We start from the raw sequence: 21716 nt of genomic DNA, 5'->3' as shown, positions 1-21716 counted from the left end.
GTGGTGCGGTGGGTTATTTCCATTCCGTACGCCTGGAAGAGGATAAATGTAAAGGCTGTACCAACTGTATAAAACACTGCCCTACAGAAGCCATCCGGGTTCGGGAGGGCAAGGCGCGGATTATCCAGGAGCGCTGCATTGACTGCGGCGAGTGCATTCGCATTTGCCCCAACCATGCCAAAATCGCCGTAGGCGATGCTCTGACGGCCCTGGCTGCCTATAGCTACCGTATCGCCCTACCCGCCCCGGCCATTGTCTCCCAGTTTGCTGGCCAGGCGGGCCTGGAGCGCATCCTGGGCGCCCTGATAGCCCTGGGGTTTGATGCAGTTTACGAAGTAGCCCTGGCAGCAGAAATAGTAGCCCTGGCAACTAGACGATACCTGGATAATTACCGAGGGAAGAGGCCACTCATTTCACCGGCTTGCCCGGCAGTGGTAGGCCTGATCCAGGTACGTTTCCCTTCCCTGGTGGAGCAGATTTTGCCCCTGGCAACACCTGTTGATGTAGCCGCAAGACTGGCCCGGAAAGAAGGTATGGCGGTAACCGGTTTACCGTCGCAAGCCATAGGCACCTTCTTTATTTCCCCCTGTCCGGCCAAGATTACGGCTGTGCGCCAGCCTCAGGGAGGGCTGCCGGGCCCTGATAGGGTCATTCCCCTGGCTGCTATTTATGGTGATATCCGCCAGCATCTGGCTACTGCCGTACCTTATCCCTCCCGTGCCGGAGCTACCGGTTACGGCTGGGGCCACAGCGGTGGCGAAAACGCCAGCATCGGCGGGCGGCGTTTACTGGAGGTAGATGGTATCCATCATGTCATTGCAGTCTTCACCCGGATTGAAGCGGGCGACTTCGATGACATTGAATATATTGAAGCCCAGGCCTGCCCCGGCGGTTGTGTCGGCGGCGCCCTAATGGTGCACAACCCTTACCTGGCGCGGCTGGAACTGAGGCAACTCGCCCTCTGCCTGCCGTCCGGACCTGCAAACCTGCCGGAAGCCGGTTCCAGCCTGGTCGCGGCCCCGGTACAGCCCCGGCCGGCCCTGCAATTGGACACCGACCTGGCTACCGCCATCGAAAAGATGCAACGCCTGGAAGCTACCCAGGCCATGCTCCCGGGCCTTGACTGCGGCTCCTGCGGTTCGCCCAGCTGCCGCTCCCTGGCCGAGGATATTGTCCGGGATGAGGCCCAGGATACCGACTGCGTCTTTGTCCTACGCGAACGGGTGCGGGTCCTGGCAGAAGAGGTGGTAGAACTGGCGCGGAAACTACCGCCATCCATGGCCCAACCGGAAAGGAGAGATAAAGATGCAGCTCCGGGAAATAGTTGAACGTTTAAAATTACAGGTGCTGGCGGGAGAGAAGGCCCTGGACAGGGAGGTTAGCAGCGGTTACTGTTCTGACTTGATAAGCGATTTCATAGCCAATGGAGCACCCGGTTGCCTCTGGCTGACCCTCCAAACTCATATGAATGTGGTGGCCGTAGCCCTCCTGACCGGGGCGGCCGGGGTGGTGTTCACAGGGGGGCGGGGCATCCCTCCGGAGGTTTGCCGCAGGGCCGAAGCAGAAGGACTACCTCTCCTGCATACCCATTATCATACCTTTGAAATAGCCGGGCGTTTATACCGGTTGTTATACGAGAAGTGAGAATCGGGATTTTATGGCTCTTTATCGTGCCGATCTCCATGTCCATACCGCCCTGTCGCCCTGTGCCGGGGAGGAAATGATACCGCCCTTGATTGTAGCCGCGGCTTTAAAAGCTGGGCTACAGATCATTGCCATAACTGACCACAACAGCGCCGGTAATGTGGCGGCCGTCCAGGAAGCAGCCCGGGATACGGGGCTCACAGTTCTCGCCGGCATGGAAGTCCAGACGAGGGAGGAAGTTCACCTTGTTTGCCTCTTCGATACAGCAGAAGAGGCCATGGAGTGGCAAGCTGACGTCTATCGTTACCTACCTGCGGGAGAAAACCGGGAGGATTATCTTGGCGCCCAGCTTATCCTGGATGCTGCGGGAAAAGAGATTGGCCGGGAAAAAAGGCTTCTCCTGACGAGCACCAGGCTGGGGGCTGAGGAAGTGGCCGCGGAGATAAATAAACGGGGCGGCTTATGCCTGCCGGCCCATGTGGACCGGCCATCATACAGCCTGCTGGCCAACCTTGGCTTTATCCCACCGGACCTGCCGGCAGTTGCCCTGGAACTGGGCCTCTTTACACAGGAGGCCGCCTGCAAGCAATTCCCAGCCCTGACCGGCTGGTCCCTGGTGGCCGCATCCGATGCCCATTACTTAAACGACATTGGCCGCCGGGTTACCATCTATGATTTAAAAGCAATAAATATAAACGCGCTGGCCAATGCCATGCGACAGAAACAATTTAGGGTGGTGATCTGCGGGGAGGAAACAAATTCAGATAAATAGTACATTGCATTCGGTATTTTAGCAAAAAAAGGTATTCCATACTAAGGAGGTTTTACTGTGGAAACCTGTCAATGCGAAGCCAAATGGGAAGAACTCGATAAGATTATTGCCGCCCATCGCGGCCGGCCAGCTGACCTCATCGAAGTTCTCCATCAGGCCCAGGAGCTCATCGGCTACCTGCCCCGCCAGGTCCAGGTGGCTATAGCTGACGGCCTGGGAGTGTCCCTGACTGAGGTCTACAGTGTCATTTCCTTCTACCACCATTTTACCGTTAAGCCCAAGGGTAAATACCAGATCTCCGTTTGTAAGGGGACGGCCTGCTACGTTAAAGGGTCTCCGGAAATCCTGGAGCGATTGGAGAAAGAACTGGGTATCAAAGCCGGGGACAGCACCGACGACGGTAAATTTTCCCTGGAGGTTGTCCGCTGTCTCGGCGCCTGCGGCCTGGGACCGGTTATGACCGTCAACAAACGCGCCCACGGTCTGCTCAAGCCTGATACGGCGGTTGCCGTACTGGCCCAGTACCAGTAAAGCCATGGAAGAGTTGGCCCTGCACATCCTTGATCTCCTGGAGAATGCCCTGGAAGCGGGAGCCCGTCATATCCAGGTAACCGTTAACGAAGATGCGGAGAGCGACGAGATTAGCATTGAAGTCCAGGATGACGGCCGTGGTATGGGAGCCGAAGCCTTGCAAAAAGCCCTGGATCCCTTTTACACCACCAGGACTACCAGGAGGGTAGGCCTGGGGCTGTCCCTCTTGCAGGCCACGGCGGCCCAGTGCGGGGGTAACGTGGCGGTGGAATCCCGGCCGGGTCAGGGGACCCGGGTAGCGGCTACCATGAAGCTGAGCCACCCGGACTTGCCGCCTTTGGGCGACATGGGAGCGACCATAGCCGCTGCTTTGAGCCGGGAAGAACCGGTAGAACTCGTTTACCACCACCGCCGGGGGCCAAAAGAATTCCATTTTTCTTCCGCCTGGTTGCAGCTTCACCTGGGCGAGGTACCTTTAAACTGCGGGCCGGTACTGGACTGGGCGCAGCGCTATATCAATAAAGGAGTGGCAGAATTGTACGGAGGTGAAGGTAAGTGATCAAGTCCCTCGAAGAACTGCAAAAAATCAAAGAAACCCAGCTGGAAGCCATCCGCCTGCGGGAGGCGGAGCAAAAGGCAAAGATTGTCGTCGGTATGGGCACCTGCGGCATTGCCGCGGGCGCGCGGGAGGTTATGAGCGCCATCCTGGATGAGCTGGGCAAGCGGCGCCTGACCAATGTTGCTGTTACCCAGACCGGCTGCGTGGGTTTATGTGCCCAGGAACCCCTGGTAGACGTAATCCTGCCGGGAAAACCCCGGGTAACCTACGGTAAGGTCGATGCGGGCAAGGCGCGGCAGATTGTCGCCCAGCATGTCGTCAACGGCATTGTGATTAGCGAATGGGTTGTTAACAGGGGGGAAGAGTAAATGGAATTTTATCGTGCCCACGTCCTGGTCTGCGCCGGTACCGGCTGTACGGCTTCAGAAAGCCCGGCAACCAAAGAGGCCCTCATCCGGGAGCTCAAGGCCCGGGGCCTTGATAAGGAAATCCAGGTCGTCGACACCGGTTGTTTCGGTTTCTGCCGCTTTGGTCCCAATATGATGGTTTACCCGGAAGGGGTTTTTTACACCCAGGTCCACCCGGAGGATGTCCCGGAACTGGTGGAAGAGCACTTTATCAAAGGCCGGGTGCTGGAGCGCAAGCTCTACAAGCAGCCGGAGACGGAAGCTGCCGTCAAGGCCTTTGAAGAGATTCCTTTCTTCAAACACCAGGTGCGGATTGCCCTGCGCAACTGCGGCCTTATTAATCCGGAATCCATTGATGAATATATCGCCCGTGACGGCTACCAGGCCCTGGGCAAAGTCCTGACTTCCATGACACCAGGTGAGGTAATCGATGTTATAAAGAAGTCCGGCCTGCGCGGCCGCGGGGGCGGCGGGTTCCCCACCGGTCTCAAATGGGAGTTTGCCCACCGCTCGCCAGGACCGGTTAAGTATATCGTCTGCAATGCCGACGAGGGCGATCCGGGGGCCTTTATGGACCGCAGTATCCTGGAAGGCGATCCCCATGCCGTCCTGGAGGGCCTGGCCATCGGCGGTTACGCCATCGGCGCCAGCCAGGGTTATATCTACGTGCGCGCAGAATACCCGATTGCCGTGAACCGGTTGAAGATAGCCATCCAGCAGGCCAGGGAGAAAGGGCTCCTGGGCAAGAACCTCTTTAACTCCGGCTTTGACTTTGACATCGATATCCGCCTGGGCGCCGGTGCCTTTGTCTGCGGGGAAGAAACGGCGCTATTGGCCTCAATTGAAGGTCGCCGGGGTGAACCGCGGCCGCGGCCGCCCTTCCCGGCCGTATCCGGTCTCTGGGGTAAACCCACTGTCATAAACAATGTCGAGACTTTGGCCAACATACCGACCATTATCCGCGAGGGCTGGGAATGGTTTGCCAGCATCGGTACCGAAAAGAGCAAGGGGACCAAGGTCTTTGCCCTGGCCGGGAAGATTAACAACAACGGCCTGGTGGAGATCCCCATGGGTACCTCCCTGGGAGAGGTTATCTACGATATCGGCGGCGGCATTCCCGACGGCAAGAAGTTCAAGGCGGCCCAGACGGGCGGGCCTTCGGGCGGCTGCATCCCGGCCGAATACCTGAACACCCCCATCGACTACGAATCCCTGACGGCCCTGGGGACCATTATGGGTTCCGGCGGGCTGATTATCATGGACGAGGACACCTGTATGGTGGACCTGGCCAAGTTCTTCCTGGATTTTGTCAAGGACGAATCCTGCGGCAAATGTACCCCCTGCCGCATCGGCACGACCCGTATGCTGGAAATCCTCGATCGTATTTCCAAAGGCCAGGGTAGAGAGGAAGACCTCGACCTGCTGGTGGAGCTGGGCCAGCAGATCAAGGACACGGCCCTTTGTGGCCTGGGCCAGACGGCTCCCAACCCGGTCCTCAGCACCATTAAGTACTTCCGGGATGAATACCTGGCCCACATCCGCGAGCACCGCTGCCCGGCCAGCGTCTGCGCGGCCCTCTTTAACTCGCCGTGCCAGAATACCTGCCCGGCCAACGTGGATGTGCCCATTTACATCGACCTCATCCGCCAGCGGCGCTTTGCCGAGGCCTATGAAGTTATCCGGCGGGAAAACCCCTTCCCGGTTGTTTGCGGCCGCGTCTGCAACCATCCTTGTGAAGGTAAGTGCAACCGGGCCAAGATCGACCAGCCCCTGGCCATTCGCGAGCTCAAGCGCTTTGCCGCAGACTATGCCATGAAACTCAACGGCCGGCGGCCACGACCGGAAATTGCGCCGCCCAACGGTAAAAAGGTCGCCGTGATTGGCGCCGGCCCGGCGGGCCTGACGGCAGCCTACTACCTGGCCCTGAAGGGTTACAGCGTGACCGTCTTTGAAGCCCTGCCGGTGGCCGGCGGCATGATGGCCGTGGGCATCCCCGAATACCGCCTGCCGAAGAAGACCCTCCAGGCGGAGATTGATAATATCCTGGAACTGGGAGTAGACCTGCAGCTGGGCAAGGCCCTGGGGCGCGACTTTAGCCTGGAGGACCTGCAGGAGCAGGGGTATGAAGCCGTCTTTGTGGCCGTCGGTGCCCATAAGGACCAGAAGCTGGGGGTGCCGGGCGAGGAGCTGGAGGGGGTTTATGCCGGTGCTACCTTCTTACGGCAGCTTAATTCAGGCCAGGCACCGGAGTTAAAGGATAAAGTGGTTGCCGTCATCGGTGGCGGTAACGTAGCCATGGACGCCGCCCGCTCGGCCCTGCGCCTCGGCGCTAAAGAGGTGCACGTCATCTACCGGCGCCAGAAGGACGATATGCCGGCCCTCAGGGAGGAGATCCACGAGGCGGAAAAGGAAGGCATCAAGATCACCTGCCAGGCCAGCCCGGTGGCCGTCCTGGGCGAAAACGGCAAGGTTACGGCTCTTAAGTGCGCCCGCATGCGCATGGGTGAATTTGACCGCAGCGGCCGGCGGCGGCCGGTACCCATCGAGGGAGCCGACTTCACCCTGCCGGTGGACGTCGTCATTGCCGCCATTGGCCAAACGGTGGATCCCGCGAGTATCCCGGCCGGGGTAGAAGTAAGCCGCGCCGGCACGGTGGTGGCTGACAGCAAGACCCAGGCGACAAAACTGCCCGGTGTCTTTGCCGGCGGTGACTGCGTCGTTGGCCCGGATACCGTTATCGGAGCCATTGCTGCCGGTAAACGGGCGGCGGCGGCCATTGACCGTTATCTGGGCGGCGACGGCGTGATTGTACCTGAGATGGAAATCAAGCGCCAGCGGACGGCGCCGGTCATTGAAGAAAAGACGGCCCGGGAAGTCGCTCCCAGCCTTGAGTTGCCAGAACGGCTGGCGGGCTTTGCCGAGGTAGAGCTGGGTTATGACCTTGAGGCCGCGGTGGCCGAAGCGTCCCGCTGCTTGCGTTGCGACGTACGGGAATAGGCGGAAGATAGGAGGCGAAAAAGTGAGCACCGTAAGATTGACTATTGACAATATACCGGTGGAAGTTGAAGCCGGGACGACGATTTTGCAAGCTGCCGGAAAGGCCGGTATTCATATTCCGACCCTCTGTTACCTGGAGGGCATCAACGAAATCGGCGCCTGCCGGGTCTGCGTGGTGGAAGTGGAAGGGGCCAGGAACCTGATGGCCTCCTGTGTGGCCCCGGTTGCCGAGGGTATGGTGGTCAAGACCAACAGCCCCAGGGTCAGGACGGCCCGGCGCTTGAACGTGGAGTTGCTCCTTTCCAACCACAAGATGGAGTGTCCTACCTGCATCCGCAACCTCAACTGCGAACTGCAATCCCTGGCCCAGGAACTGGGGATCCGGCAGGTCCGTTTTGAGGGCAAAAAGGGTGAGTATCCTATAGACGATTCCACGCCCGCTATTATCCGCGAGCCCGATAAGTGCATCCTCTGCCGCCGTTGTGTAGCCGTGTGCGAAAAGGTCCAGGGGGTAAAGGCCATCGCCCCCATGGGCCGCGGCTTTGACACCGTCATCGCCCCGGCCTTCCAGGATAAACTCCTGGATATCGCCTGCGTCGAGTGCGGCCAGTGCACCCTCGTTTGCCCGGTCGGTGCCCTGTATGAGAAGGATTATACCAATGAGGTCTGGGCAGCCCTGGCCGACCCGGAAAAATTCGTCGTCGTCCAGACGGCCCCGGCCACGCGGGTATCCATTGGCCAGGAGTTCGGCCTGCCGCCGGGCAGCATCAACACCGGCCAGATGGTGGCAGCTTTAAGGCGGCTTGGTTTTGACCGGGTCTTTGACACTGACTTTACTGCCGACCTCACTATCATGGAAGAAGGCTCCGAGTTTATCGAGCGCTTCACCAAAGGTGGGCCGTTGCCGTTAATTACCTCATGTAGCCCGGGCTGGATCAAGTTCATGGAACACTTCTACCCCGAATTTATCCCCAACGTGTCTACCTGTAAATCGCCCCAGCAGATGTTCGGCGCCGTGGCCAAGACCTTCTACGCCCAGAAAGCCGGCATCGACCCGGCTAAGATGGTTGTCGTCTCCATAATGCCCTGCACGGCCAAGAAGTTCGAGTGCCAGCGGCCGGAGATGCGGGACAGCGGCTACCAGGACGTGGACTACGTCCTCACCACCCGCGAACTGGCGCGGATGATCAGGGAGGCCGGGATTGACTTCCGGAACCTCCCGGAAGAGCAGTACGACGATCCTTTAGGCGAATCCACCGGTGCTGCGGTCATCTTCGGCGCCACCGGCGGCGTCATGGAGGCGGCCCTGCGGACCGCTTATGAGCTGATCACCGGTAAGACGCTGCCCGCCCTGGACTTTAATGATGTCCGCGGCCTCACAGGTATCAAGGAAGCTACAGTGGATATCGAGGGCACTAAAGTGAGGGTGGCGGTGGCTCACAGCCTGGGCCATGCGCGGCAGCTTTTAGAGCGGGTCAAGGCCGGGGAGCAATACCACTTCATTGAAATCATGTGCTGCCCCGGCGGCTGCATCGGCGGCGGCGGCCAGCCCATACCCACCAATACCGAGATCAGGGAGCAGCGTATCAAGGGCATCTACCAGGCCGACGTCGAGATGCCTATCCGTAAATCCCATGAGAACCCGTCCATCCATGCCCTGTATCGTGAGTTCCTGGGTAAACCTTTAAGCGAAACGTCCCATCATATCCTCCATACCCATTACACGCCAAGGGGAAAATACTAGGGTGTAGCCCCGGCTGAAGCACCTTGCTTCCTGTAAATGTTTATCGAGGGGTAGACCAGTGCAGTAACCTGCAGTCTACCCCTCTTTTTATATCCCGGGAAGGAAAAAAGGTTTTCAGGGCGAATAAGATAGCACATTAAAAGGTAAAAATATATTTTCTTGCTGGCTTTTTAGTGGAAGTTAATTCTCCTGCCGGCGGCGTTAACAGTGGGATTATTTTGTTGTTAACATTTATTTCGTTAATGAAGGGAAGAGTGGTTATGAAATCACGCGAAGCCAGGGAGGACCTGAAGGGAATCGAACTGGTTGGTTTAGGCGATAGCTTGACGTGGGGCTACCCCTTTGGCCCGGAGGTTTCATGGCTGGATCAGGCAGGCCGTGCTACCGGCCTGGTGGTGGTAAACCAGGGCGTTAATGGTGAAACAACCGGCGAAATGCTGGCCCGTTTCGACCGGGACGTCACCGAACTGCGGCCGCTGGCGGTGACCATCATGGGCGGCACTAACGATGCCTGGGCCGGATTGACCGTTACAGAAGTAATGGATAATATCCAAGGCATGGTAAGAAAGGCACTGGAATCCGGCATCCAGCCGGTAATAGCCCTGCCACCGCCCCTCTGCCATACGGGCTCGGATATCCCCTTATCTTTCCTGGAGAAGATGGCAGCACTCCTGGCGGCTTATCGTGACGCCTGCCGGGCTCTAGCCGTGTCCGGAGGGTTAAGGCTTTTGGACTTTTATACCCCTCTCCTGGAAGGGGACACGGGGTGGGGCCGCAAGGAATACTTCGTAGACGACGCCCACCCCAGTGTAGAGGGTTATCGCGCTATGGCCGCTGTGGCAGTGCCATTATTTCAGGAGCTGAAAGAGAAAAAGCAGGAAGATTTTTTGGGAAAAAGATGAGGTGACAGGTACCTGTAGGCAGCCGTGGCAGTCCGATCCATCCGGGCCAATCCGTTCCGGAGTAGCTTCTTATTAGTCATAAGACCAACAGGTTTATTCCTCGGCACGGTAGGAAGCAGCCAGCAGCTCGGCCAGGTGTAGGACTTTTGCCTGGCTGCCCTGGGAGTAAAGGCCGCTCGCCAGCTGGAGCATGCAGCCCGGACAGGCCGTGACCACTGTGTCGGCGCCTGTTTGCATCAGATCCTTCACTTTAGTGACCCCGATGGTACGTGCGAGGTCGGGGTAAGTCAGGCTGAAGGTGCCGCCAAAGCCGCAGCAACGGTCGGGGTTGCTGACCTCTTTTAAGGTAAGGCCGGGAACGCTTTTCAACAGCTGGCGGGGCTGTGATTTTATCCCCTGGGCTTTGCGCAGGTGGCAGGGGTCGTGATAGGTAACATTTTGTACCATTGTCCCTCGGGGTGGGCGAAAATCAATGGCCAGGAGAAATTCGGAGAAATCATAGATTGGGGCCTCAAGTTCGCCGGCATAGAATTCTTTTAAAGTCGAACCACAGCTGGCGCAGGCGGTAATAACGGCATCGGAGTGGATAGAGCGCAAGGCACGGAGGTTTTCCTCCCGCATCCGGTTGAAAGTATTCCTGTCACCGGCAGCCAGCATGGGCAGGCCGCAACATACCTGTTTCTCGGGGATGACAACCTCTACCAGGTTACGTTGCAATACTTCTACTACATCACGGCCGACATGGGGATAACCGTAATTCATCAGGCAGCCGGTAAAAAAGGCCACCCGCGCCTGTTTTTTTAACCCGTTATCGGTCGCAGCAGCTTCCGGCGTCATGTTTGCGCCCGCAACCACCCCTGTTTTTTCCGCCTTTAAACTGCTTGCCGTTGCGGGGAACGGCTTGCCGCCGGAAGACATCGTAGCAATGGTGTGCCCCGTTAGGACGGGCAACAGGCGTCTGCCGGCCAGGGGCACGTTGAAACGAGGAGCCTGGTAATCGCTATTATTAACGCGCCGGGCAAGAAGGCCCTGGACCCTGGCTATCACGGGAAGGAAGAGGCGCAGGCGCTGCAAATTGGGTAACAGCCAGCGCACTACCAGTTTTTTCTCCCGGGATATACCCGTAACACCAGCCAGTTTTTCCCGGGCGGCGATGATGATCCGTTCTACATGAACGCCGCTGGGACATTCCTGGACGCAGGTACGGCAGAGAAGGCATTGTTGTATTTTTTCATTAAGGATATCGGTAGGATCAATACGGCCTTCGAGGAGGGCGCGGACAAGGGTGACCCTGCCCCGGGGTGCATCGCTCTCTACACCTTTAGCCAGGAAAACCGGGCAGACAGAACGGCACTGGCCGCAGCGTACACAGGGCATTAATTCCTGTTTCAGGTCAACAGGCATATACAAAGGAGATCCCCCCTAATTTTCGTCCAGGGCCATTTTGCCCGGATTCAAAATGTTCAGGGGGTCCAGGAGGCGTTTAATCTGGCGCATCACTTGCAGGGCCGGTCCCAGTTCTTCCTCCATATACCCTGCGCGGGTAAGGCCGACGCCGTGCTCGCCCGTAGTCGTACCTTCCATCTCCAGGGCCATGCGGTGGACGGCGTCGCCCAACTGTTTTACTTTTTCGATTTCCGCGCTATCGTAGGTATTGATAACCGGGGCGGCATGCAGGTTGCCGTCGCCGATGTGGCCGTAGGTAACAATGGGGATATTATATTGCTCGCTCAGCTCCTGGATGCGGCGCAGGGCTTCCGGGACCCTGATTACGGGTACGCAGATGTCTTCACCGATGTATACCCGCGTGGCGCCGGGTTTTACCCGGCCGGCGGCGGCGCCTACCACGCTTCGGGCGGTCCATAACTCAATTAGACGCTTAGGGTCGTCGGTCCACTCTACCTGGTTGGCAAACTGCTGGCAAATGGCCGCAATATTTTGCGCCTGGTAGGCCACCTCCGCCGGTGAACCATCTACCTCAAAGAGGAGCATGGCTTCGGCCGGCGGGAGTTCCAGCTCAGGCTTATACATGGTGGCCGCTTTCATGGCCGTACGATCCATGATTTCAATGGCCGAAGGCAGGAGGCGCCGGCGGAAAACCTGGATAACCGCCTGCCCGGAAGCCTCTAACTTATCGAAAAAAGCTACCACCAGGCCGCGTTTTTCCGGGATGGGCAGAACCTTGAGGCGGATGCGGGTAACTATACCCAGGGTGCCTTCCGAACCGGTGAATAAACTGGTTAGATCGTAACCTGCCACCGATTTGAGGGCGCGGGACCGGGCCCCACCGGTGACAATTACTTCTCCGCTGGGCAGGACTACTTCCAGGCCTAGGATATATTGTTTGGTGGTCCCGTATTTGACAGAGCGCTGCCCGCTGGAGTTAAAGACTACCATCCCGCCCAGGGTGCACATCTTGGTGCTGCCCGGGTCAGGGGGGAAGAAGAAGCCGTGGGCGGCCAGGGCTTTATTCAGGTCGGCATGGACGATTCCCGGTTGGACCACCACCTGGAGGTTTTCCAGATCGAGGTTGAGGATCCGGTTCATACTGCTTAAATCCATGACGATGCCGCCCCGGCAAGCAACGGCACCGCAGCACTGGCCGGTACCGGCTCCCCGTGGTATTACCGGTACCCGGTGTTGATTGGCCAGTTTCAGGATGTTAGATACCTGTTCTGTATTTGTGACCCGGACAACCAGGTCGGGTACCCAGTTATTGATCTGGGATAAAAGGGATGAATCGGTGGCGTAGCAGAGGCGGTTGGCCTCGTCGGTAAAAACGTTTTCCAGCCCGGCGATCTTTTCCACCTGGCGAATTAGATCTGCTGGCAGCATTAAAAGCGGCCTCCCCCTGTATATGCTAAATATTGAATTAATTTAGTGACGAAACGCGGTTACGTGTTTAAAAGTTACAGTTCTCTGGATAGATCGGTTTAGCCTGGCTGGTAACAATATTCTGCAAGACTCATGCCAGATATAGAGTTTTAACCGGGCAGGAGCAGGGGAGCCGTATAAGATTAAGATAACAGGATGGAAAAGAATATACATAATCCAGGACAGGCAGCATATGTTTCAGATTTGCAAAACAGGAGTACAGTTGTAACGTTCAACCTTTGGGAATTGTTTCGTGTTTCCGGCAGGTCAATCTTTATCATAAATTCAATTTGACGACCGGTCCGGGGTACCGGGCTGTTGGTGTATTCTTTCGTTTTCTATTTCTTTCAAAGCCTGGTATAAATGCCGGGCCAGTTTGGCCTTCTCCTGGGGTGTCAGTCCAGAAAGATGCTTAAATAAAGCTTCCAACAGGGGATCGGCAAGAAAAGTCCTGCCGCAAGGCTCCTTGAGAAACAAAGTTGTTTTACGCTGCTTTTCCTCCTGTTGTTCATAAGATACCAGATGGGGATAATCAACCCGTCCCAGCAGAAAATCGATGGATACCTGAAAAAAGTCCGCCAGTTTTTGTAAAGTTTCGGCATCGGGGGATCGTTTATTCCTTTCATACATAGCAATAGTGCTCTGACCCATGTTGAGCCGGCGGGCCACTTCTGCCTGGGTTAAGGCTTTTTCTTTACGTAAAGCTGCTAATCTTTCGCCAAGGGTTTTCATAATAGACCCCCAGTTGACTTATAAAGCAATAAGATTTGACAGTAATAATCTCGTTGATGCAAGCTAGCTCTTCACTGCCAATTTAACACTTTTTGTGATAGCAAACAATATTATATTACTAATTGTGATAATCAAGCTCTCTTGACATAAATTGCAAATCGTGATTAAATACTAACAAGAGATTTCCCTAACCATATATGGTGATCTCTATGCGAAATGAAAAAATGTACCAGCTACGCCGGGAGCGTGGCCTCACCCAGAAAAAGGTAGCGCTTGCTGTAGGAATTACCCAGAGTGCATATGCCATGATTGAAAGGGGCCGGCGTAATCCCAGGAAGGATACCATGAAGAAGCTGGCCGATTTTTTCGGTCTTACGGTCGATGACTTGTTTTTTAGCAACATTAATCACGAATAGTGATAAATATAACTGTTGAGACAAAGGCGTACACCTAGTGTACCTCCTATTTGAAGCTACCTTGCTTGTTTTTCAAGGTAGCTTTTCTTTTGCTGTTTTACATTAGCACCGGTGCTAATTCAAAAATCCGTCTCGCCATCCGGCTACATGTATTGTATAATAGATAAAGAAAAATAGTACGGGTAAGGGTGGTATACGATGGAAATTGTGAAAACAATCACAGGGAAATGCCGCATGTGCTACGCCTGCATCCGCAACTGCCCGGTTAAAGCGATTAAGGTTATCGAAGGCCAGGCCCGGGTGGTCCCGGAACTGTGTATAGCCTGCGGTCATTGCATCCAGGTCTGCGCCCAGCAGGCCAAGCTGGTGGAACGGGAAATTGCCAGGGTGGAGCAATTTTTGGCCTCCGGCCGCACTATTGCCTGCCTGGCCCCTTCCTTTGTGGCCGAATTCCACCCGGCCTGGCCGGGGCAGGTGGTGGCGGCTTTGAAACAGATGGGGTTTGTAGGAGTCTATGAAGTGGCCTTTGGCGCCCATCTGGTCACCCTGGAATACCGCCGCTACCTCCAGGAAGCCGGTGAACGCCAGGGGCTCATCAGTACCCCCTGCCCGGCAGTGGTGAACCTGGTTAGCAAGTATTACCCCCGCCTTTTACCCCAGCTGGTGCCCGTGGTATCACCCATGATCGCCCTGGGCCGTTACCTGAAAACAAAGCTCGGGCCGGATAATCGCCTGGTTTTTATCGGGCCGTGTGTAGCTAAAAAGGGCGAAGCCATGGACGAGGAAGTGGCCGGGGCCATCGACGCCGTGCTTACCTTCCCCGAATTAAAGGAAATGTTTGCTGCACGACATATTGATCTATCTGCGTGCGGCAATCTCGATTTTGACAGTGAACCGGGCTATCTGGGCCGGTTGTACCCTGTCGGTGGCGGCCTGCTCAGGAGCGCCGGGATTGACGCCGATATCCTGGCCAACCAGGTCATGGTAGTGGAAGGACGAGAGGACTGCCTGGAATTTTTAAAGGCCGTCAATGAAGGCAAGATGGTTCCCCGCATGGTTGATATGCTTTTCTGCAAAGGCTGTATCAACGGTCCCATGCAGGAGAATAAATTCTCTTCCTTCCGCCGGCGCAAAATTGTAGCCGAATTTACCCGCCAGGGATTGGAACAGGCAAAACCCCAGTCCTTGAACCTGGAAGGCTTAAACTTACGCCGGGAGTTCCATGACAAAACTGTATTCTTTCCCCGGCCCAGCGAGGCTGACATCCGCAGCATCCTGGCCGAACTGGGTAAACTTACCCCGGAAGACGAGCTAAACTGCGGTGCCTGCGGTTATCCTTCCTGCCGGGAGAAGGCTATTGCCGTCTACCATGGCCTTGCCGAAAACCGCATGTGCCTGCCCTATCTTATTGCCCAGCTGGAAAAAAGCAACCTTCACCTGCGCCAGGAGCTCAAGGTCTTCCAGTGCCAGTTTGGCCAGCTGGTAGGTAATAGCGCTGCCATGCAAGAAGTCTATCGCCTGATTGAAAAAGTGGCCAAAACCGATGCCACCGTACTTATCCGCGGGGAAAGCGGTACGGGTAAGGAACTGGTGGCCCGGGCCATCCACTATAACAGCCGCCGTAGCGAGGCGCCTTTCATAAGCATTAATTGTGCCGCCCTACCGGAAACTTTGCTGGAAAGCGAACTTTTCGGCCATGCCCGGGGTGCCTTCACGGGCGCGGTGACGGCTAAAAAAGGGCTTTTTGAAGAAGCCCATGAAGGAACGATTTTCCTGGATGAAATCGGCGATATCAGCCCCGGTCTCCAGAGCAAACTCCTGCGGGTCCTCCAGGAAGGGGAATTCCTGCGGGTAGGAGAAACGAGACCCACCCGGGTCAACGTCCGGGTGCTCGCAGCCACCAACCGTGACCTGGAAAAGGCGGTTAAGGAAGGTGCTTTCCGGCCGGAACTCTTCTACCGCCTCAACGTAATCAGCATCTGGCTGCCGCCCTTGCGGGAAAGGCGGGACGACATCCCCCTCCTTGCCCGGCATTTCCTGGAAAAGATTTGCCGGCGCCTGGGGAAGGAGGTTGCCGGTTTTACCAGCGAAGCTATGGATGCCCTGGTCCGGGCCGACTGGCCGGGAAATGTCCGCGAACTGGAAAATGTCATTGAGCGGGCGGTAATTTTAACTGAAGGCAGGAAAATCGAACTCGGCGACCTGCCGCGCCAGTTCCGTAACCTGGCGACAGGTGCTTCGGGATGGGCCTTTACCAGGGGAATGAGTTTTAAAGAAGCTGTAACGGCCTACGAAACCAACCTGATACTTCAAGCCCTGGAAGAAAGCCAGTGGGTCCAGGCCCGGGCGGCAGAAATACTCGGCCTGAAGCGGAGCACCCTGAATGAAATGATCAAACGTTTTAAGCTACGGCCTGCAAGCAAAGGAAGTACAATAAAATGAACGTAATACAAAAATAAAGATCGTAACTAAACCGTATCTCTGGGAATAAAGCGGCATATATGTCCAAAAATATGTATATATGAACGGGTTTTTAGCTTGATAAAAGGGAGGACTTTCCCAAGGATGTTCAAGGGGCGAAGGCCCCTTTTTTATGCCCTGGCATGAGATTTGCATTATAAAAATAGTGAAGGGAGGTACAAAAAACCGTTCAGGGGTGATTTACGACCGTTAGCAAGAAAAAAACAACCTTGTGCCCGGGGAATGACGCAACTGTTAAAAAAGTATGGTAAAATAAACTAACGAAAGGAATATTTAAGGGAGGAGTAAAAGATGGCCTATGCTTTAGCCAGGGAGGAATATAAACGGGTAATCCCGGACCTCACGGTTGAAGAATTAAATGAGGCTTATGCCCGTCTGGACGATCGCTATAATTGCCTGCGGTCCAATTGGGAATGGTTTACAGGGGTTGATTATTTACCCCATGATAAAGCCCGGAACCGGGTGGAGCAGAACTAGCATGGCTGATTTTTTCTTAAAAAGAAAATTAAGGCCGGTGGCATAAAATATTCGCTGCCGGTTTTTTTATTCCCTTCCCTGGCGGTATAATATCCTTGAGGTGGCACTATGTCGAAGGTAGAACTTATGGCACCGGCCGGTAGCCCGGAAGCTTTAAGGGCGGCAGTAAACAATGGTGCCGACGCTGTTTACCTTGGCGGGAAACAATTTAATGCCCGGGAGGGAGCGGAAAATTTTGCCAGGGAAGAAATCCTGGCGGCAATTGATTATGCCCACGAGCGCGATACCCGCGTTTACGTAACCGTTAATATTCTCCTGGCCGACCGGGAGCTCGGGGCAGCCCTGGATTATCTCTATTTTTTAGGCCGCGCGAGGGTAGACGGTATTATTATCCAAGACCTGGGACTTGCCTTTCTCGCCAGGCAGCTCTTACCCCAGCTTCCTCTAATCGGCAGTACCCAGATGACGATCACCAATACTGAAGGGGCAAAATTTTTACAGGAACAGGGTTTCAAGCGCGTCGTCCTGGGACGGGAGTTATCCCTGGCCGATATAAAGGCTATCAGTAGCCAGGTGGAAATAGAGCTGGAGGCCTTTGTCCACGGCGCCCTCTGTTTTTCTTATTCCGGCCAGTGCTTGTTTAGCAGCATGGTGGGCGGGCGCAGCGGTAACCGCGGTCGCTGCGCCCAGCCGTGCCGCCTGGCCTATACGCTGGTAGATGAAAGGGGACGGCCCTTAGAAACAAAAGTGGAACATCTTTTAAGCACCCGTGACCTCTATACCATGGATCGAGTACCCCAATTGATAGCTGCCGGCGTTAGGGCCTTTAAAATTGAAGGGCGGATGCGACGTCCCGAATATGTGGCCGTAGTTACCAGGGCTTACCGCCGGGTTATTGACCGTTATATGGCCGATCCGGAAAGTTTCCGGGTATGGCCTGAAGAAGAACGGGAAGTAGCCCAGATCTTCAACCGCGATTTTACCCCCGGCTACCTGGACGGGAACCCGGGGGCAGAGTTGATGAGTTATGGCCGGCCAAGCAACCGCGGCCTTTACCTGGGACGGGCCGGCCGGCGCCAGGGCGAGGGTTTCCTCGTTCATCTGGAAGCCCCCCTCCGCCAGGGTGACGGCCTGGAAGTCTGGATTAGCCGGGGCGGCCATCAAGGACTGGTGGTGCACCATATCTGGCAGGAGGGGAGAGAAGTAAGCTTTGCCCCGGCAGGGACTACCGTAACCCTGGAACTACCGCCGTCTATCAGGCCAGGTGACCGCATTTTTAAAACCAGCGACGTCACCCTTATGAATGAAATCCGGCGCACCTATGCCGCACCCCGGGAAGAGCGCCGCCTGCCCCTGGTCATGGAAGTGGAGGCCCGGGCGGGAGAGCCTTTAAGGCTCGAGGTCATTGATCCCCGGGGGCACCGGGTTCATACCCGGACTTCCGTACCTGCCGTGGTGGCAGAACGCCATCCCCTGGATGAATCGGTGCTGGTAGAGCAGCTGGGCCGCCTGGGCAATACACCCTACCGGCTGGCCGGACTTACTACCAGCCTGGCGGGGCCGGTGATGGTTCCTTTAAGCGAGCTAAACCGTGCCCGCCGGGAGGCTGTAGAAAAGTTACGCCAGGTACGCCTGGCAGCATGGCCCCGGCGGGTACCGCCGGAGGAAGAATTCCGGGAAAGGGTGGCAAAACTCCTGCCCCGAAGAGGGCGGGGAAGCAGGGAGACCAGGTTGGCGCCGGGTAAGGAACACGGTCCGGGAGATGAGGACCTGTTTTCACACGGCAGGCTGGAATTCCTCCGGGTGCCGCGGTTGGCGGTAGCCGTCGGCGATCTGGAAGGTGCCCGGGCCGCCCTGGTGGCCGGGGCCGGGCGGGTTTACCTCACAGGCGAAGTCTGGCAGGGAAAAGCACCCCTTAAGGAGGCTCAACTGCAGGAGCTACTGGCTGCAGCAGGAGAAAGAGGTGCGGCGGTCATCCCGGCCCTGCCGCGAATCTGGCATGAGACCGAAGCAGTTGCCGTGGTCCGGCAGCTTGAAAAGCTGGCTGCTGTTGGCGCCAGTTTGATCCTTATTGCCGGACCGGCCGGCCTGCGGATAATAAAAAGATACGGCCTGGATGGTTGGGGCGACTATCCCTTTAATGCCTTTAATACCTGGTCCCTCAGGGCTTTAGCTTCTGCAGGCCTTAAAGGCGTAACCCTTTCCCCGGAGATGAATTTTGAGCAACTGCGGGAACTGGACCCGCCTTTACCGGTGGAAGCTGTTGTGCACGGGGCTTTGCCCCTTATGATTTCGGCCCATTGCGTCGTGGGGGCGCGTCTCGGCGGCAAAAGGCCCGGCCGGGCCTGCGAGGCTCCTTGCCGGCAGGGACGTTACGGTTTAAAGGACCGCCTGGGCCTGGTTTTCCCCCTTACCACCGACAGGAATTGCCGTTTTTATGTATATAACGCCAGGGAATTAAGCCTCATAGATCATTTGGATAAAATTGCCGCCCTGGGATTTGCCTGGGTAAGGATTGAGGCGCGGGAAAAGGAACCCGGCTATATCCGGCGGGTGACGGCTCTGTATCGCGAGGCCCTGGACGCGCTGGAAAAGGGGGAAGGAAAAGAAATACTGGCTGCCCTGGCCGGGGAAGCGGAAAAGCTGGCTCCTGCCGGCATTACCCGCGGTCATTATTTCCGGGGAGTGTTAGAATAGGGGGAGCTATTTTCCTGTTGACCCCGGTTGCCGGGCGGGTTATCATCAGGCCGGAGAAGAGAAGATATGGGGGCAAAACGGTTGGATAAGACCTTTTTAAAATTAGAACTAGATAAAGTCCTGGAGCGATTGGAGGAGAAATGTTTTTCAACCCTGGGTGCGGAACTGGCCCGTAGCCTGCAACCCAACCGGCAACTGGAAGAGGTTTATAAACGTATTAAAGCAACCAGCGAGGCTGAGCAGCTACTTTGGCGTTATCCCGACATACCCCTTGGTAATATCTACGATATCCGGCCGCAGGTCACCCGGGCGGCCCTGGGGGGGCTCTTAACAGGGGAAGAGCTGTTGCAGGTTACCGCTACCCTGAACGGCGGGAGGAGATTGCGGCAGTTCCTCCTGGGACAGGAGGGAAACTGGCCTTTGTTACGGGAGATGGCTAATAGGATTGGGGATTTCCGGGACCTGGAAAAGGCCATCAACCAGGCCATCGGGCCGGAAGGGGAAGTTTTGGACCGGGCAACGCCGCGGCTTCTAGCTTTACGGCAGCAAATACGCAAGACCCAGGAAGAGATAAAAGAACGCCTGGATAGCTATCTCCGTTCCGCGGAAATGCAAAAATATCTCCAGGACAACCTGTTTACCATTCGCAATAATCGTTACGTCCTGCCGGTAAAGCAGGAATACCGCCATCAGGTACCGGGGTTAATTCACGACCAATCGGCCAGCGGGGCGACGTTGTTTATCGAGCCCATGGCCCTGGTAGAACTGAATAACGAGCTTCGCCGCCTTAAGTTAGCCGAAGCAAGGGAAATAGAGGCTATCCTGGGCCATTTAAGCAACCTCATCGGCAGGGAAAAAGAGAGGCTGGAAATTACCCTTGTGGCCCTGGGGGAACTGGACTTTACCCTGGCTAAAGGAAGTTTAAGCCGCGAGATGGCAGCTTTAGAACCGCGGTTAAATAATGAGGGTCGCTGGCGTATAATCCGCGGCAGGCACCCCCTGCTCAAAGGAAAAGTAGTACCCGTTACCCTGACCCTGGGGGAAAGTTTCGATACCCTGGTCATTACCGGCCCCAATACCGGCGGTAAGACAGTAACGCTAAAAACGGTGGGACTTTTTACCCTCATGACCCAGTGCGGACTGCACCTGCCGGCGGGTGAGGGTACGGAAATCGATCCTACAGCTACCGTTTATGCCGATATCGGCGACGAGCAAAGCATTGAGCAGTCCTTAAGTACCTTTTCGGCCCATATGGCGCAGGTCGTGTATATTTTAAAAAAGGCAACCAGGGGAAGCCTGGTCCTGCTTGACGAACTGGGGGCCGGTACCGACCCGACAGAAGGGGCGGCCCTGGCCATGGCCATCCTGGATTATCTTACCGGCGCCGGGGCCAGGACGATTGCCACCACCCATTACAGCGAACTGAAGGCCTACGCTTATGCCACCCCGCGGGTGGAAAATGCCGCCGTCGAGTTTGACAGCGAAACCCTGCAGCCCACCTACAATCTCATCATTGGCACCCCGGGGGAGAGCAATGCCTTTGTCATAGCTTCCCGTTTGGGCCTTGCATCCGCCGTAATTGAACGAGCCCGGAACCTTCTTGGCGAAGAAAACCAGCGCGTCAGCCGCCTGATAGCCGGCCTGGCCGAAGATAAGCGGCTGAGCGCCAGGGAACGGGAGCAAGCCGAAATTCTGCGCCGGGAGGCCGAGAGGGCCCGGGATGATCTGGAGCGGGAAAAAGAAGCCTGGCAACAACAGGCAGCAAAGGAAATGGAAAAAACACGCCAGGAAGCACGGGGGCTTTTAAGGCAGGCCAGGGCGGAGATCAGGGAAATCATGGTCCGCCTGGAAAAGGCCCTGGCTGAAGAGAGCCTGCGCGGCCAGCAGCAGGCTTTGGCCAGGGCGCAGCGGCAACTTAAAGAGCTGGAAGATGCCATCGAAGCCAGCCTGAACCGGTACCAGCCTGCCGCCGGTAGCCAACCACCGGCAAACGTCCGGGTGGGCGACAGGGTTTTCCTGGTGCGGCTGGGTCAGGCCGGTGAAGTTGTCAGCCCTCCTAATGAGCAGGGAGAAGTCGTGGTCCAGGCCGGTATTTTAAGAATTAATGCAAGGCTGAAGGATCTGCGGCTGGTAGAGATGGAAGCCGGGACAAGGCCTGAAAGGGAAGGTATCAGGAACGGCTGGACGGTTAAAACAGTAGATAATAACGATATCAGGCCGGAGATCGACCTGCGGGGTCTAACGGTAGAGGAAGCTTGTCACCGGGTCGATGCCTATTTGGATGATGCCGTCCTCGCGGGCCTAAACAGGGTGTATTTAATCCACGGTAAAGGTACCGGCACCTTAAGGGTAGCCCTGCATGATTACCTGCGCCAGCATCCTTTGGTCAAAGGCTTCCGCCTTGGTGGAGCCGGTGAAGGGGGCAGCGGGGTTACGGTAGTAGATATTAGCCGCTAAAAAGCCCCGGGTGTTTTATCCCGGGG

At 56.4% G+C, this 21716-nt stretch carries 17 protein-coding genes; 14 read left to right on the top strand and 3 right to left on the bottom strand.

Translation table 11 applies throughout. The features are described from left to right. Positions 1-8: 8 nt before the first annotated feature. From NWF31_RS08075 to NWF31_RS08035, 9 genes are all read left to right on the top strand, one after another. Complete coding sequence (locus NWF31_RS08075; RefSeq protein WP_258359990.1) at positions 9-1328, top strand: [Fe-Fe] hydrogenase large subunit C-terminal domain-containing protein; 1320 nt, start codon at positions 9-11, stop codon at positions 1326-1328. After that, entirely contained in the window at positions 1306-1644 is a 339-nt protein-coding gene (locus tag NWF31_RS08070) for a DRTGG domain-containing protein (RefSeq protein ID WP_258359989.1), read from the top strand. The genes NWF31_RS08075 and NWF31_RS08070 overlap by 23 nt, the downstream gene beginning before the upstream one ends. Before the next feature lie 13 nt (positions 1645-1657). Then, positions 1658-2416 (top strand): PHP domain-containing protein, encoded by a 759-nt coding sequence (locus tag NWF31_RS08065; RefSeq protein ID WP_258359988.1) that lies wholly within the window; start codon positions 1658-1660, stop codon positions 2414-2416. 57 nt (positions 2417-2473) lie between these two features. Next, positions 2474-2947: an NADH-quinone oxidoreductase subunit NuoE family protein gene (locus tag NWF31_RS08060; protein ID WP_258359987.1), complete on the top strand. Its 474-nt coding sequence runs from the start codon at positions 2474-2476 to the stop codon at positions 2945-2947. After that, positions 2922-3506, top strand: a complete 585-nt coding sequence (locus tag NWF31_RS08055) for an ATP-binding protein (protein ID WP_258359986.1) — start codon at positions 2922-2924, stop codon at positions 3504-3506. The genes NWF31_RS08060 and NWF31_RS08055 overlap by 26 nt, the downstream gene beginning before the upstream one ends. Then, positions 3506-3874 (top strand): (2Fe-2S) ferredoxin domain-containing protein, encoded by a 369-nt coding sequence (locus tag NWF31_RS08050; protein ID WP_258360046.1) that lies wholly within the window; start codon positions 3506-3508, stop codon positions 3872-3874. The genes NWF31_RS08055 and NWF31_RS08050 overlap by 1 nt, the downstream gene beginning before the upstream one ends. Continuing rightward, on the top strand, positions 3875-6910 hold the full coding sequence (gene nuoF / locus NWF31_RS08045) for an NADH-quinone oxidoreductase subunit NuoF (protein ID WP_258359985.1): 3036 nt from the start codon (positions 3875-3877) through the stop codon (positions 6908-6910). Positions 6911-6932: 22 nt separating this feature from the next. Continuing rightward, entirely contained in the window at positions 6933-8654 is a 1722-nt protein-coding gene (locus tag NWF31_RS08040) for an NADH-dependent [FeFe] hydrogenase, group A6 (protein WP_258359984.1), read from the top strand. A gap of 260 nt (positions 8655-8914) precedes the next feature. Beyond that, positions 8915-9556, top strand: coding sequence for an SGNH/GDSL hydrolase family protein (locus tag NWF31_RS08035; RefSeq protein WP_258359983.1), 642 nt, complete (start codon positions 8915-8917; stop codon positions 9554-9556). A gap of 93 nt (positions 9557-9649) precedes the next feature. Here NWF31_RS08035 and NWF31_RS08030 read toward each other — a convergent pair whose 3' ends face one another. From NWF31_RS08030 to NWF31_RS08020, 3 genes are all read right to left on the bottom strand, one after another. Beyond that, positions 9650-10960 carry a (Fe-S)-binding protein gene (locus tag NWF31_RS08030; protein WP_258360045.1) on the bottom strand — a complete coding sequence of 437 codons (1311 nt, stop codon included), beginning with the start codon at positions 10958-10960 and terminating at the stop codon, positions 9650-9652. 18 nt (positions 10961-10978) lie between these two features. Then, entirely contained in the window at positions 10979-12391 is a 1413-nt protein-coding gene (locus NWF31_RS08025) for an FAD-binding oxidoreductase (RefSeq protein ID WP_258359982.1), read from the bottom strand. A 324-nt stretch (positions 12392-12715) separates the two neighbouring features. Further along, a complete protein-coding gene (locus NWF31_RS08020; RefSeq protein ID WP_258359981.1) occupies positions 12716-13162 on the bottom strand; it encodes a helix-turn-helix domain-containing protein in 447 nt (148 codons plus the stop codon). 209 nt (positions 13163-13371) lie between these two features. Here NWF31_RS08020 and NWF31_RS08015 point away from each other — a divergent pair, with 209 nt between their 5' ends. The 5 genes from NWF31_RS08015 to NWF31_RS07995 all read left to right on the top strand — a co-directional run bounded on the left by NWF31_RS08015 (position 13372) and on the right by NWF31_RS07995 (position 21690). After that, the gene (locus NWF31_RS08015) at positions 13372-13578 is read left to right on the top strand and encodes a helix-turn-helix transcriptional regulator (RefSeq protein WP_258359980.1); all 207 of its coding nucleotides are present in this window, start codon (positions 13372-13374) and stop codon (positions 13576-13578) included. A 198-nt stretch (positions 13579-13776) separates the two neighbouring features. Further along, positions 13777-16020, top strand: coding sequence for a sigma 54-interacting transcriptional regulator (locus NWF31_RS08010; RefSeq protein ID WP_258359979.1), 2244 nt, complete (start codon positions 13777-13779; stop codon positions 16018-16020). 330 nt (positions 16021-16350) lie between these two features. Continuing rightward, positions 16351-16536 carry a hypothetical protein gene (locus tag NWF31_RS08005; RefSeq protein ID WP_258359978.1) on the top strand — a complete coding sequence of 62 codons (186 nt, stop codon included), beginning with the start codon at positions 16351-16353 and terminating at the stop codon, positions 16534-16536. Between the two features lie 108 nt (positions 16537-16644). Then, on the top strand, positions 16645-19233 hold the full coding sequence (locus tag NWF31_RS08000) for a U32 family peptidase (protein WP_258359977.1): 2589 nt from the start codon (positions 16645-16647) through the stop codon (positions 19231-19233). Positions 19234-19314: 81 nt separating this feature from the next. Further along, the gene (locus NWF31_RS07995; protein WP_258359976.1) at positions 19315-21690 is read left to right on the top strand and encodes an endonuclease MutS2; all 2376 of its coding nucleotides are present in this window, start codon (positions 19315-19317) and stop codon (positions 21688-21690) included. The last annotated feature ends 26 nt before the right edge of the window (positions 21691-21716 follow it).

The organism is Neomoorella sulfitireducens, assembly GCF_024733845.1.
Lineage (GTDB): Bacteria > Bacillota > DSM-521 > Neomoorellales > Neomoorellaceae > Neomoorella > Neomoorella sulfitireducens.
Note: the sequence above shows the minus strand (reverse complement) of the source record. Positions and strands in the feature narration are given on the sequence as shown.